This window comes from Aquabacterium humicola (assembly GCF_030167915.1).
Classification (GTDB): domain Bacteria; phylum Pseudomonadota; class Gammaproteobacteria; order Burkholderiales; family Burkholderiaceae_C; genus Pseudaquabacterium; species Pseudaquabacterium humicola.
Genome location: NZ_JARGNB010000004.1, coordinates 528,986 through 542,803 on the forward strand (window position 1 = coordinate 528,986; position 13,818 = coordinate 542,803).

The following is a 13,818-nucleotide window of genomic DNA, read 5'->3' on the forward strand; positions in this document are numbered from 1 at the left end:
GAGGTTTGACCAGTCATGAAGGACATCTACGTCAAGTTCGAAGGCAGTGAACTGAACGGCGACAGCACCGACGAGAAGCACAAGGACTGGATCGAGGTGTCGACGTTCTCGCACACCGTGTTCCAGCCCAAGTCCTCGACCGCGTCGACCGCTGGCGGCCACACCGCCGAGCGCACCGAGCACGGCGAAATGCTGTTCACGAAGGACATCGACAAGGCGACGTCGAAGCTGCTGCGCGCCTGCTCGGCCGGCACGCTGTACCCGAAGGTCGAGATCGTCTTCCACCGCGCGTTCGGCGGCAAGACGAGCACGCAGACCTCGCAGTCGCGCGTCGACTACTACCGCATCCTGCTCGAGGACGTCGTCGTCTCGTCGGTCACGACGAACATCGGCGCCGGCGAGTTGCCGAGCGAGACCTTCGGCCTGAAGTACGGCCAGATCATCTGGGAGTACAAGCACCAGAACACCAAGGGCGACGCACCGGTGTCCACCGGCAAGGCCGGCTGGAACCTGCGCACCAACAAGGCCGTCGGCTGATCTTCCGATCTACGCTTGTTGCGTGTTAGGCGGCGGTCCGAGGGCCGCCGCCTTTTCCGTGTCCGATGGGTTCCCGGCATGAATACCTTCGCCCCTTCGCTGCTCGACAAGCTGCTCGGTGAAGGCACCGCGCTGCGCGGCGGCGGCACCGCGCCGCGCTTCACCGTCGAGCAGGTCAAGGACTCGGTCGCGCGCGACATCGAGCTGCTGCTGAACACCCATGCGCCGTTCGAGCCGTCCGAGCTCGAAGCCTGGCCGCTGACCGGCCGTTCGCTGCTGACGCTGGGCCTGACCGACATCTCGGCGATGAGCCTGGCGAGCGATCGCGATCGCCGGCGCATCACCGAGGCCTTGCGCACGGCGCTCGCCGACCACGACAAGCGGCTGACGCAGGTCGAGGTGCGCGTGCGCGAAGCGCCGGCCGGTTTCTCGGGCCTGGCGTTCTCGATCCGCGCGCAGCTGCTGCTGCAACCCAACGTCGAGCCGGTGAGCTTCGACGCGGTGCTGCAGCCCGGCTCGAACCGCTACGCGGTGTCGAAGGCGGGCCGGCCCGTGCTGACGCCGGAAGCGAGCGGCGACCATGCGTGACTTGCTGCCGCACTTCCAGCGCGAGCTGAACTTCCTGCAGACGCACAAGAGCGAGTTCGCCGCCGCCTACCCGGAAGTCGGCGGCCGCCTGGCCGCCGCCAGCGACCTGATCGACGATCCGCACGTCGAGCGCCTGGTGCAGTCGTTCGCGCTGCTCGCCGCGCGCGTGCACAAGCGCCTCGACGACGACTTCCCGTTGTTCACCGAGTCGCTGCTGGAGGTGCTGTACCCGCACTACCTGCGGCCCTTCCCGTCGTGCTCGATCGCCTGCTTCGAGCTCGGTGCCGCCGCGGCGCAGTTGAGCAAGCCGCTGACGCTGCCGCGCGGCACGCTGCTGGACAGCCGGCCGGTGCGCGGCGTCAAGTGCCGCTTCCGCACCGCCTACGACGTGACGCTGCTGCCGCTGCGCGTCGTCGACGCCGGCTTCCGTGGCGTGATCCAGGCGCCCGCCGGCACGCCGCTGCCGCGCGAGGCGACGACCGAGTTCTTCGTCACGCTGGAACTGCAGTCGCCGCAGCTCGACTGGTCGATGCTGCAGGCGCCGGCCCTGCGCGTTGCGCTCGACGGCGAGAGCTCGATGGTCAACGCGCTGCGCGATGCGCTGACCGCGCATGCGCTGGCCACGCTGGTGCAGGCCGATGCCCCCGGCCCCTGGGTGCCGCTGCCGGGCGCCCTTCCGCGCAGCGTCGGGTTCGCCGACGACGAGGCGCTGGTCGCGCACGATGCGCGCACCCATCCCGCCTACCGGCTGCTGACCGAGTTCTTCGCCTTCCCGGCCAAGTTCAACTTCATCGACCTGCCGCTGCCCGGTGGCGCCGCGGCCCCGCGCACGCGCCGGCTGACGCTGCACTTCCCGATGGCCGCATTGCGCGGCGACGGCGAGATCGCGCGCCAGCTCGAGCTCGCGGGCCCCGCGGCGCTGGTGCCCGGCTGCACGCCGGTGGTCAACCTGTTCGCGCAGCGCGCCGACCCGATCCGCATCACGCACACCGGCACCACCTATCCCGTGCTGCCCGACGGCGGCCGCCGCGCCTTCGGCCACGAGGTGCATTCCATCGAACGCGTGTTCCGCGTGCAGCAGACGCCGCACGGCGAGCAGATCCACCCCTTCCAGCCCTTCTACTCGCTGCGCCACGCGCAGTTGCTGCACGAAGGCGAGCAGGCCGGGCGTTACTGGTACTCAACGCGCGACGACAGCCTTGCCGAGCGCAGCCCCGGCTACGAAACCGAGATCGGCATCGTCGACATCCACTTCGATCCGGCGGCGCCGCAGGCCGACACCTTGTCGATCGACGTGCTGGCGACGAACCGCGACCTGCCCTCGCAGCTGACGATCGGCCATGCCGGCGGCGACCTGTTCGCCGAAGGTGGCAGCGTCGCGCGCGAGATCCGCCTGCTGCGCGTGCCCACGGCCAGCCAGCGCTTCGAGCGCGGCCACGGCGCGCTGTGGCGGCTGGTGTCGCACCTGTCGCTGAACCACCTGTCGCTCGGCGATGCGAACGGCAGCGCCGGCGTGCACGCGCTGCAGGAGATGCTGCGCCTGTACGACCTGCCGCGCAGCGCGGGCAACGCACGGCTCGTCGACGGCCTGATCGACATCGCCTACGCGCCGGCCAGCGCCTGCCTGCCGGGCAACCCGTTCCCGACCTTCGTGCGGGGTGTGCAGGTGCGGCTGACGGTCGACGACAAGGTTTATGCCGGCCACGCGCTGCGCCTGTTCGCGCAGGTGCTCGACCACTTCTTCGGGCTCTACGTGCAGGTCAACAGCTTCACGCAGCTGGAGCTCGTGTCCGCGTCGACCGGCGAGCGGCTGATGCAGTTCCCGCGCCGCGCCGGCGCGGGGCCGCTGCTGTAGGCGGCCGATGATGCGCCCCCCCCGCCTGTCCAGCCCGGTCGACCGCCTGCTGGCGGAGCCGCACCGCTACGGCTTCATGCAGGCCGTGCGGCTGCTCGAGCGCTGGCATGTGCTGGACAACCCGCCGGCGAGCCCGCCGGCCAACCCACGGGCGGAAACCGAGCCGCACGCGGCGTCCGACGTGCTGAACCGCCGCGTGCGCTTTCGCAATTCGCTGTCGCTGGCCTTTCCGCCGAGCGAGATCGCCGAGTTCAAGCCGATCCCGCGCCCGGCGGCGGGTGAGCCGCGGGCCGACGGCCCCGCGCCGCTGACGCCGGCGGCCTTCGAGCGCATCGAGATCACGCCGGCCTTCATGGGCCTGCTCGGCGCCGGCGGCACGCTGCCCGCCTTCTACACCGAGCTCTTCGCGCAACGCGAGCAGCTGCACCGCGACCAGAGTGCGCGCCGCTTCCTCGATGTCTTCGTGCACCGCGCGGTCGTGCTGTTCTACCAGGCCTGGCGCAAGCACCGCCTGCCGCTGCGCTTCGAGGCCGACCGCCAGCGCGAGGCCCTGCCGCAGATGCTGGCGCTGGTGGGCTTCGGCCAGCGGCCGCTGCGCCACCGGCTGCGCGGGCGCGAGGGCGGCATCGCCGACGAGGCGCTCGCGCACTACGCCGGCCTGCTGCGCCAGCGGCCGGTGTCGGCGGCCGCGGTGCGGCAGATCCTCGCCGACTACTTCCAGGCGCCGGTGCGGCTGGAGCCCTTCGTCGGCCGCTGGTTCACGCTGCCGCCCGAGCAGCGCTCGGTGCTGGTCGACGGGCCGTCCGGTGCCTGCGTGCTGGGCGGTGGCGCGGTGATCGGCGAGCGCGTCTGGCAGCGCGACCTGCGCCTGCGCCTGGCGATCGGCCCGCTCGAGCGCAGCCTCTTCGAGCGCTTCCTGCCCGGCGGGCCGGCGCATCTGGCATTGCGCGAATGGCTGGGGCTGCTGACCGGCATCACGCTGGAACACGAGATCCGGCTGACCCTGCGGGCCGACGACGTGCAGCCGGCGCGGCTCGATGCCGAGCGCGCGCCGCGCCTCGGCTGGGACGGCTTCCTGATCACCCGGCCGGTGCGCGAGGACCGCTGCGACGCCGGCTACGACCTGCATGCGCTGGCCTGACGCCGGCGAACGCCATGAGCCACACGACCCTCAAGACCCTGATCTCCAAGCTCGATGCCACCTGCCGCACCGCGGCCGAGCGCGCGGCCAACCTCACGATGGCGCGTGGCCACTACGAGGTCGACGTCGAGCACCTGTTCCTCGCGCTGCTGGAGCAGCCGCGCAGCGACTTCGCGCTGCTGTGCCGGCGCTTCGAGGTGCCCGCCAGTGCCCTGCAGCAGGACCTCGAGGCCGAGCTCGGCCGCTTCAAGACCGGCAACAGCCGCACGCCGGTGTTCAGCCCGCACCTGCCGACCTTGTTCGAACACGCGTGGCTGATCGCCTCGCTCGACGCCCACCATGCGCGCATCCGCAGCGCGCACCTGCTGCTCGCGCTGCTGAGCGAGCCGGGGCTGCAGCAGATTGCTGCGCGCGGCAGCCGCCTGTTCGCGCGCTTCCGGCTCGACGAGCTGAAGCACCGGCTCGGCGAGTTCACGGTCGGCTCGCAGGAGGCGGCCGAAGCGGTGCACGTCGATCCCTCGGCGACGGCGGACGAGGGCGTGGCGGCGGCAGACGGCTCGACGGCGACGCCAGCCGCCCGTGCCACGCCGGCGCTCGACCGCTACACGACGCAGCTGACCCAGCGCGCGCGCGACGGCCAGCTCGACCCGGTGATCGGCCGCGACGCCGAGATCCGGCAAACCATCGACATCCTGATGCGCCGGCGCCAGAACAACCCGATCCTCACCGGCGAGGCCGGCGTCGGCAAGACCGCGGTCGTCGAAGGCCTGGCGCTGGCGATCGCCGCCGGGCAGGTGCCGCCGCCGCTGCAGGGCGTCGAGCTGCACGTGCTCGACATGGGCCTGCTGCAGGCCGGTGCCAGCGTCAAGGGCGAGTTCGAGAACCGGCTGAAGAGCGTGATCGACGAGGTCAAGCGCAGCCCGCACCCGATCATCCTGTTCATCGACGAGGCGCACACGATGATCGGCGCCGGCGGCCAGGCCGGGCAGAACGACGCGGCCAACCTGCTGAAGCCCGCGCTCGCGCGCGGCGAGCTGCGCACGGTCGCCGCGACGACCTGGAGCGAGTACAAGAAATACTTCGAGAAGGACGCGGCCCTGGCGCGGCGCTTCCAGGTGGTGAAGATCGACGAGCCGGCCGAGCCGGTGGCCGCCGCGATGCTGCGCGGCATGGTGCCGCTGATGGAGAAGCACTTCGGCGTGCGCGTGCTCGACGAGGCGATCACCGATGCGGTGCGCCTGTCGGCCCGCTACATCAGCGGCCGCCAGCTGCCGGACAAGGCCATCGGCGTGCTCGACACCGCCTGCGCGAAGGTCGCGCTGGGCCTGAGCGCGGTGCCCGCCGCGATCGAGTCGCGCGACAAGCAGCTCGAGCGGCTGATCGCCGAGCAGCAGTCGCTGCAGCGCGAGGTGGCCACCGGCACGCCGCATGCTGAGCGCCTGGCCGAGCTGCAGCAGCAGGCCGACGCGCTGCGCGCCGAGCTGGCCGCGCTGCGGCAGCGTCATGACGCCGAGCGGGCGCTGGTCGATCGCATCGCATCGCTGCGGGCGAAGGCCGAGAGCGAAGCGGCGCCAACCGCACCGAACGTCGCTATGCCCGAGCCCGCCGTCGCGCTGGCGGACGGCGCGGCACCGGCGCGTGGCGCGCGCAAGTCGCGCAAGGCCCTCGCCGACGCGGCCGCGGCGCCCGTGCTGTCGCCCACCCAGGCCGAACTGCAGGCCGCGCGCGCCGAGCTCGCCGCGCTGCAGGGCGAGTCCGCGCTGGTGCCGATGCAGGTCGACGGCCATGTGGTCGCCGAGATCGTCTCGGCCTGGACCGGCATCCCGCTGGGCAAGATGGTCAAGGACGAGCTGCGCGCGGTGCTCGAGCTGCAGTCGCGGCTGGAACAGCGCGTGATCGGCCAGCCGCAGGCGCTGGGCGCGATCGCGCAGCGTGTGCGCACCGCGCGGGCCTTGCTGGAGGACCCGAACAAGCCCAAGGGCGTGTTCCTCTTCGCCGGCCCGTCGGGCGTCGGCAAGACCGAGACCGCGCTGGCGCTGGCCGAGGCGCTCTACGGCGGCGAGCGCAAGCTGATCACGATCAACATGAGCGAGTACCAGGAGGCGCACAGCGTCGCCGGCCTGAAGGGCTCGCCGCCCGGCTACGTCGGCTACGGCGAAGGCGGCGTGCTGACCGAGGCGGTGCGCCGCAATCCGTACAGCGTCGTGCTGCTCGACGAGGTCGAGAAGGCGCACCCCGATGTGCTGGAGCTCTTCTTCCAGGTCTTCGACAAGGGCGTGCTCGATGACGCCGAAGGCCGCGAGATCGACTTCCGCAACTGCATCCTGATCCTGACCAGCAACGTCGGTTCGGCGCAGATCATGCAGGCCTGCCTGAACCAGCCGCCCGACTCGTGGCCGGACGCCGATGCGCTGGCCGAGGCGCTGCGGCCGGTGCTGTTCAAGCACTTCAAGCCGGCCTTCCTCGGCCGGCTGAAGGTGGTGCCCTACTACCCCATCAGCGACGAGGTGCTCGAACGCATCATCCGCCTGAAACTCGATCGCATCGCCGCGCGCGTGCAGACGAACCACCAGGCCGCGTTCGCCTACGACGGCAAGCTGGTGGATGCGGTGCTCGCGCGCTGCACCGAGGTCGACTCCGGCGCCCGCAACGTCGACCACATCCTCAACGGCACGCTGCTGCCGCAGGTGGCCGAGGCGGTGCTGACCCGCATGGTCGACGGCATCAAGCTCGCGCGCATCCAGGTCTCGGCGAGCAAGGCCGGCGACTTCAAGTACAGCATCGCCTGACGCGCGAAGGACTCGGCCGCCCGCGATGGACCTGCTCGATGCCGCCGCCGATGCACTTTCCGCGCAGCTCTCGGCGCTGTTCCCGCACGTCGCCAGCGCGCTGGGCCCCCACGGCCAGCGCGACCGGCTGCTGCGCCTGCACACGACATTGGGGCCGGGCGTGCTGCTGCCCGAACGCGTGCGCATCGACGAAGCCGTCGGCCCGGCCGGCGAGGAGTCCGCGCCGGCGGGACTGCGCATGCAGATCGACGCGCTGGCCACCGATGCGCACCTCGAGCTCAAGCGCCTGATCGGCCGTCCGCTGTTGCTGGAGCTGCTGACGCAGGCCAGCCGCACCGACCTGCGTCCCTGGCACGGCCATGTCACCGACGTGCAGCTGCTCGGCAGCGATGGCGGCTTCGCGCGCTATCGGCTGGTGGTCGAGCCCTGGCTGGCTTTCCTCGGCCATCGGCGCGACAGCCGGGTGTTCCAGGGCGCGAGCGTGATGGAGATCGTCGAACAGGTCTTCGCCGACTACGAAGCGCAGGGCCAGCTCGCGCCCGCGTGGCGCTGGGACCTCGCCGACCCGGCGGCCTACCCGCAGCGGTCCTTGTGCATCCAGTACCAGGAAACCGACCTGGCGTTCGTGCAACGCCTGCTGCGCGAAGAAGGGCTCTTCTGCTGGTGGGAGCACGCGGGTGATGCCGCGAGCCCGGCGCTGGGTGCCCACACGCTGGTGATCGCCGACCACAACGGCGCGCTGGTGCCGAATGCGCAGGCGCGCGTGCGCTATACGCAGGCCGGTGCCGCGCTGCCCGAGGACAGCCTGGTGCGCTGGCAGCGCCGGCGCCGCGTGCACACCGCGTCCCTGTCCCTGGCCAGCCGCGACTACCGCAGCGTCACCTTGCGCGAGCAGGGCCGCGAGGGCGCCGAGGCCGCGTTGCCCGAGCTCGGCCTGCACGACGTGCCGGGCCAGTACGCCTACGAGGACGCCGCGCAGGGCGAGCGGCTGGCGCGCGTGCAGATGGAGGCGATCGACGCGCTGCGCGAGCAGGTGACGGCCCGCGGCGCCTGGCGAACCGCCGCGCCGGCGACCCGATTCACCTTGATCGATCACCCGGTGCACGACGGCAGCGATGCGGCGCGCGACCAGTTCGTCATCACCGCGGTCACGCACGAGGCGCGCAACAACCTGGCCGCCGATGCGAAGGCCGGCCGCGCGGCCGTCGACGCGCTGGCCCGGGACATCACGCAGCACCATGCGGCACCGGCCAATGCCGACGACGAGCCGGTCTACCAGTGCACGCTGACCGCGCAGCCGGCGCGCCTGCCGCTGCGCATCGCGGCGCTCGACGAGCGTGGCCTGCCCGATCCGCGGCTGCAGGCGCGGCCGCTCATCTCGGGCGTGCAGACGGCGCAGGTGGTGGGCCTGGGCGAGCCGGTGCACACCGACCGCGATCACCGTCTCAAGGTCCAGTTCCACTGGCAGCGCGGCAGCCGCGCGAGCCATCGCCTCGAAGCGCCGAGCGGCGCCGACGACGCACCGGCGTCCGATGCCTCCGGCACCTGGGTGCGCGTGGCCGAGAGCGTCGCCGGGGCCAACTGGGGCGCGAACTTCATGCCGCGGCTGGGCCAGGAAGTGGTCGTCGCGTTCACCGGCGGCGACCCCGACCGGCCGGTGGTCATCGGCGTCGTCTACAACGGCGTCGGCGCGGTCGACGCGCAGGGCAACCAGGTGCCGGCGGGTGCCGCCGGCGCGGTGGGCTCGGCGCCGGCGTGGTTCCCCGGCGAGCGTGCCGAGGGCGAGCTGCAGGCCCACCAGCATGCGCAGGTGCACACCGGCTACAAGAGCCAGGCACTGGCCACCAGCCAGGGCGGCTTCGGCGGCCACAACCAGCTGGTGTTCGACGACTCGCCGGGCGAAGGCCGCATCGAGCTCTACAGCAGCAGCGCGCAGACGCGGCTGCAGCTCGGCCACCTGCGCCACCAGATCGACAACCGCCGCCAGCAGCACCGCGGCCATGGTGCCGACCTGGCCACCGCAGCGTGGGGTGCGGTGCGCGCCGGCTCCGGTGCGCTGCTCAGCGCGCATCGCCGGCCGAACAGCGAGCAGGCGAGCCCGCCGATCGACGCACGCGAGCCGATCGCGCAGCTCGACCAGGGCCGGCAGCTGCTGCACACGCTGGCCGAAAGTGCGCAGCAGCACCATGCGAAGGCGCCGCGCGAGCCGAACGTGATCGGTGCCAAGCGCAGCGACAAGGCGAAGCAGCTGCCCGCGGAACAAGGCCTCTGCGCGACGCTCGACAGCCTGGAGACCACCGCCACGCGCGGTGGTGCAGATCCGGAGCCGGGCGACGAAGCCACCATCGGCGGTGGCCACGGCACGGTGCCCGCCTGGAGCCGGCCGGACCTCGTGCTCGCCGCACCCGCCGGCATCGGCAGCTTCACGCCGGCCAGCACGCTGCTGACGGCGGCGGCCAACGCCTCGTTCGTCGCCGGCCAGGACCTCCAGCAGATCGCGCAGGCGAACCACGCGACGGCGGTGAAAGGCGCGGCGATCCTCTTCACGTATGGCCAGGCGCAGGATCCGAAGAAGCCGAACCAGGAGACCGGCATCGCGATGCACGCCGCGTCGGGCAACGTGCAGACGCAGAGCCAGACCGGCGCAACCCGGTTCGCCGCGGACAGGAAGGTCCACGTCGTCTCGACCACCACGCAGGTCACCATCGCGGCGCCGAAGCACGTGCTGCTGTGGGCCGCCGGCGCGGCGATCCGCATGGAGAACGGCGCCATCTCGCTGACCGGCCCGGGCTCGGTGCTGTTCAAGGCGGGGCAGAAGATCTTCAACTCGCCGGGTGCCAACGTGCCCTACGGGTTCAAGCGGCTGCCGGTGCCGCAGGACGTCGCGGTCAAGCCGATCGACCTCGCGCTGCACTACCTGCACAGCGACGACGAACCGGTGCAGGGCGCGCCCTACGAGGTCGAGTTCGCCGACGGCAGCAAGCGCAAGGGCGTGCTCGACGGCTCGGGCAAGGCCTTGCTGATGGACGTGCCGCCCGGCGCCGCGAAGGTGCACTACGGCGAAGACGCGCGCAAGGGACCGATCGGCCAGGACGAGCCGAACCCGCTGCGCGGCTGGATGGAGTGACGAGGCGATGAGCGACGCCGTCACCTTCTGGCAAGGCATCGCGAAGCTGCCCGAACCGGCGCAGCGTTCCTTCTGGGATGCCGGTGTGCATCTGAGCCGGCACATCGGCGAGCCGACCGCGCCCCGCCGGCTCGAGTACGACTTCAGCAAGCCGCCGCCGGGCATGCCGTGGTGGGAGAAGCTGCTGTTCTACGCCGGCCAGGGCCAGTACAACCAGGCCGTCAGCCAGAGCTACCAGGCCGAAGCGACCCTGCAGGGCGCGAAGTGGCTGTGGGGCGCGCTGCAGGGCGACTTCAACAAGAACCCGACCACCGGTCAGGTGATCGTCGGCGGCATCATCAGCCTGATCCCGCTGGTCGACCAGGCCTGCGACGTGCGCGACGTCATCGCCAACTGCATCGCGCTGAGCGAGCCCGAGGCGCGCCAGAACCCCGAGCACTGGGTCGCGCTCGGCTTGACCTGCATCGGTTTCGTGCCCGAGTTCGGCAGCGCGATCAAGACGGTCGCCAAGGTGGCGATCAAGAAGGGCACCCCGCTGCTCGACCTGCTCAAGCAGATGGAGTGGATCGAGCGCTCCTTCGAGCGCATCAAGGCCGGCTGCCCGTGGGCGCGTGCGCCGATCGATTGGCTGCGCAAGTTCGATTGGCAGCAAGCCGCGCAGCAGGCCGCGACGCACGCGAAGCGCGCCTTCGAGAGCGCGCGCGCGAAGGCCGAGGCCGCTGCGAAGTACGCCATGGGCGCGGTCAAGGCGAAGCTGCAGCAGCTGGCGCAGCTCTTCAAGGAGATCGTCGACCGGATCGCCGGCGTGCTGACCGACGTCGCGCAGCGCATCACGGCCCGCATCGACGAGATGCTGAAGGCCGAGAAGAAAGAGGCCGGCAACTACGACGCGACACCGGGCGGGCAGAGCAACCGGCATGCACAGGAGGAGGTGCAGCCGCCGCGCGAACCGCCGCGCCGGCCGCCTGACCCGACGCCGCACCGGGTGCCTTGCTTCCATCCGTACGACAAGAAGAAGTTCCAGCGCATGACGCCGGACGAGCAGAAGGCCTATCTCAAGGAGATGTCGAAGCAGCTGCAGCGGCAGCAGGACGAGATCAACAACATGACGGCGGCGCAGTACAAGGCCGCACGGGATGCCTACAGCCGCCAGGGCCGCAATCCCGCTGCCAAGACGGCCCAGGAACAGTACGCCGAGCGTTTCGCCGACGAGGTCAAGGAAAGCATCTTCGACAGCCTGCGTGCAGGCGGCATGAAGCCGGCGCAAGCCGAAGCCGAGGCGGCTCGTCAGACCGACGACCTCATGAAGAAGCTCGCTGCCCTCCATGAGCCGGACATGGTGGCGGGCGGCTGGGCGGATCCGCAGCCGAAGACGATGGGGCGCACCGACGTGAATTCGTCGGTCGGCGCCAGCTGGAATCAGAATGGACGCCTGTCGGGCATGGACGCCGCTGCCGACGATGCGATCGCGAACGGTCGCGGCGGCGAGCGCATGAATGTGAAGCTCGAGGTGTGCCGAGGCAATGGACTGAGATGAGAGACGACGACTTCGAATACTTCATCAGCAAGTTCGGCGAACCCACGCATCGCGTCGATGTGCCCGCCGACGCGATCGCGAAGTGGCGCGGCAAGCTGCCGGACCAGTTGCTGTCGTACTGGATCGATGAAGGCTGGTGCGGCTACGCGCGCGGCCTGTTGTGGACCGTCGACCCCGACGACTATGAAGACCTCGTCGACGAATGGCTTGCCGATTCGCCGCTGGAGCAGGTCGATGCGTATCACGTGATCGCGCGCTCGGCGTTCGGCGATCTCTACCTGTGCGGCGAGCGCAGCGGACGCAGCGCGACCGTGAACTGCCTGCTCAATGCGATCTCGGCGTTGGCGAAGGACCTCAAGGCCAAGGACGCCGAAGCACGGGACCGTTCGATCCGCTCGTTCTTCGCGTCGAGCGCATTGAAGCGCTTCGACTTCACCGACGGCGATGGCGTGCCGCTGTTCGAGCGTGCATTGGACGCGCTGGGCGCGCTCGCCCCCGACGAGATGTACGGCTTCGAGCCGGCGCTGGTCGCCGGGGGCGCGAATCGTCTGCAGAACCTGCGCAAACTGAAGATCGATCCGCACCTGACCATCCTGCGCCAGTTCGGCGCGCCGTCGATGCCGTTCTCCAACGTCGACATCCAGTCCCTGCGTGGCGGGTGACTGGGTGTGTGCAGGTCTGCGGGCGCTGGGCAAGTCGCTCGCATGGGGCTGTCTGGCCGGGGCGCTGCTGCTGCCGCTTGGCGCCGCAGCGGCCGCCAATGGCCTGCTCGAGCGCGCGCTGACGTGCAAGGCAGAGGCCAAGGAGTTGCCTGGCCTGATCCGGTCGCTGGCCCGGGCTCGGCCCGACTTCCGGCGCCGGCATCGGCGGCTGGAGTCGCCAACGGCCGACGTCTACAGGCTGTCTCGACCGGTGACGATTCACGGTCGCCAGGCGCATGAAGTCGTCGTGGCGCGCATGCGCATCCTTGCCGTGCTGCCCGGAACCGAAAGCGCCGATGAGATCGCCATGGACCTCGACCTGGCGAGGACCCCGGATGAACATCTGCTGCGCCGCAGGGTCGGGCCGGCGGCCTCGATCACGGTGGATGCGTTCAGCCACCCCAGCCTGGACCGCAACCGCTTGCTCGGCTGCGCCTACGACGACCTCTCGACCATCGACTGGATTGCTGACAGGCCGTCGGGTCCGGTGGTGAGTCGCGACCGGCCGAATCCGCTGAAGGGCTGGATGGATTGAATGCCGCGATGCGTCAAGGCATCGCTGCCGGACGCGTGCCGACGCCGGCATGCACGGCCGCCGGCATCAACTTGACCGGACACGCCGCCAGTCGTCCCCAGTGCTGCTCGCAGACCTTGCGCCGGCAGGCGACGACGGCGTCGCGGCCGTCGAGCTGCTTGCAGCGCTGCACGCGCTGATCGAGGCGCGCGCGCACGGCCGGTTCGACCGGCTTGTTGTCCGGGACGATGGCCGTGCTGCGCAGCACGGTGGTCGTGGGTCGCCCGTCGCCCCGCGCGGGCGACGCGTCGGCAGGCCGCGGCGCGGCATGGGCCATCAGCGCGGCGATCAGGTCGGCATCGCGGTCGCGGTTCTCGGGGTTGGGCGCGGCCCGGGGGGCGGGCGCGGGCGGGGCGGCTTGGGCTGTGGCAGCAACCGTCGACGCAGGCCTGGCAGAAGCCGGCCGGGCGCGCGGCACCTCGCGTGCCGGCGCAGTCACGGCCTTCGGGCGTGCGGCCGCGACGGCGATCACAGGCGGCGGCGCCGCATCGGTCGTGCTCGCGGCCTGGCCGACCGTGGGCACCAGGACCGGCGGCATGCCTTCCACGACATCGTGGGCTGCGGCTGCCGTGGATTGCGCAGACGCCGCAGGGTTCGCGGGCGCCGCGATGGGCTCCACCGCCGCGTCCACCTTCGCCGCGCTCGCGGCCTCCTGCGGCTCCGCCGCCACAAGCGCCGTATCGTTTGTATGGCCGTGTAACGCACGCGCTAGCTCGAGCGGCTTGGGTATTGACAGCGGCGCCGCCTGCCACGCCCCCAGCGCCACGAGCAGCGCGATGGCCGCTCCGATCCAGCGCCAGCGAAACCCGCGTTCGCGGGGATCGGGCAAGCGCCCCCCTAATCCGTCGAGCATTCGCCGCGTTGGCATCGGCTCCAATCCGTTGCCGGCCGCGGGCAACAGGCTGGGCCGCTGCGCTGCAGGGTGGGACGGGGTCGCGTCGGGTTCGGACAAGGCGTCGCCTTTCACTG

10 protein-coding genes are annotated in these 13,818 nt (G+C 71.2%); 9 read left to right on the forward strand and 1 reads right to left on the reverse strand.

Annotated features, from left to right (window positions below; all coding sequences use genetic code 11):
* The first annotated feature begins 15 nt into the window (after positions 1 to 15).
* The 9 genes from P1K89_RS21150 to P1K89_RS21190 all read left to right on the forward strand — a co-directional run bounded on the left by P1K89_RS21150 (position 16) and on the right by P1K89_RS21190 (position 12,810).
* Positions 16 to 537 carry an Hcp family type VI secretion system effector gene (locus P1K89_RS21150; RefSeq protein ID WP_284618489.1) on the forward strand — a complete coding sequence of 174 codons (522 nt, stop codon included), beginning with the start codon at positions 16 to 18 and terminating at the stop codon, positions 535 to 537.
* Between the two features lie 78 nt (positions 538 to 615).
* Positions 616 to 1,125 (forward strand): type VI secretion system baseplate subunit TssE, encoded by a 510-nt coding sequence (gene tssE, locus P1K89_RS21155; RefSeq protein ID WP_284618490.1) that lies wholly within the window; start codon positions 616 to 618, stop codon positions 1,123 to 1,125.
* On the forward strand, positions 1,118 to 2,980 hold the full coding sequence (gene tssF / locus P1K89_RS21160; protein WP_284618491.1) for a type VI secretion system baseplate subunit TssF: 1,863 nt from the start codon (positions 1,118 to 1,120) through the stop codon (positions 2,978 to 2,980). The genes tssE and tssF overlap by 8 nt, the downstream gene beginning before the upstream one ends.
* Before the next feature lie 10 nt (positions 2,981 to 2,990).
* The gene (gene tssG / locus P1K89_RS21165) at positions 2,991 to 4,121 is read left to right on the forward strand and encodes a type VI secretion system baseplate subunit TssG (RefSeq protein WP_284618492.1); all 1,131 of its coding nucleotides are present in this window, start codon (positions 2,991 to 2,993) and stop codon (positions 4,119 to 4,121) included.
* A 14-nt stretch (positions 4,122 to 4,135) separates the two neighbouring features.
* Positions 4,136 to 6,910, forward strand: a complete 2,775-nt coding sequence (tssH, locus tag P1K89_RS21170; RefSeq protein WP_284618493.1) for a type VI secretion system ATPase TssH — start codon at positions 4,136 to 4,138, stop codon at positions 6,908 to 6,910.
* A gap of 25 nt (positions 6,911 to 6,935) precedes the next feature.
* Positions 6,936 to 10,037 (forward strand): type VI secretion system Vgr family protein, encoded by a 3,102-nt coding sequence (locus P1K89_RS21175; RefSeq protein WP_284618494.1) that lies wholly within the window; start codon positions 6,936 to 6,938, stop codon positions 10,035 to 10,037.
* Positions 10,038 to 10,044: 7 nt separating this feature from the next.
* Positions 10,045 to 11,574 (forward strand): polymorphic toxin type 15 domain-containing protein, encoded by a 1,530-nt coding sequence (locus P1K89_RS21180; protein WP_284618495.1) that lies wholly within the window; start codon positions 10,045 to 10,047, stop codon positions 11,572 to 11,574.
* Entirely contained in the window at positions 11,571 to 12,236 is a 666-nt protein-coding gene (locus P1K89_RS21185) for a GAD-like domain-containing protein (protein ID WP_284618496.1), read from the forward strand. The genes P1K89_RS21180 and P1K89_RS21185 overlap by 4 nt, the downstream gene beginning before the upstream one ends.
* Positions 12,226 to 12,810: a hypothetical protein gene (locus tag P1K89_RS21190; RefSeq protein WP_284618497.1), complete on the forward strand. Its 585-nt coding sequence runs from the start codon at positions 12,226 to 12,228 to the stop codon at positions 12,808 to 12,810. The genes P1K89_RS21185 and P1K89_RS21190 overlap by 11 nt, the downstream gene beginning before the upstream one ends.
* A gap of 13 nt (positions 12,811 to 12,823) precedes the next feature.
* Here P1K89_RS21190 and P1K89_RS21195 read toward each other — a convergent pair whose 3' ends face one another.
* Positions 12,824 to 13,678: a hypothetical protein gene (locus tag P1K89_RS21195; protein ID WP_284618498.1), complete on the reverse strand. Its 855-nt coding sequence runs from the start codon at positions 13,676 to 13,678 to the stop codon at positions 12,824 to 12,826.
* Between the last annotated feature and the right edge of the window lie 140 nt (positions 13,679 to 13,818).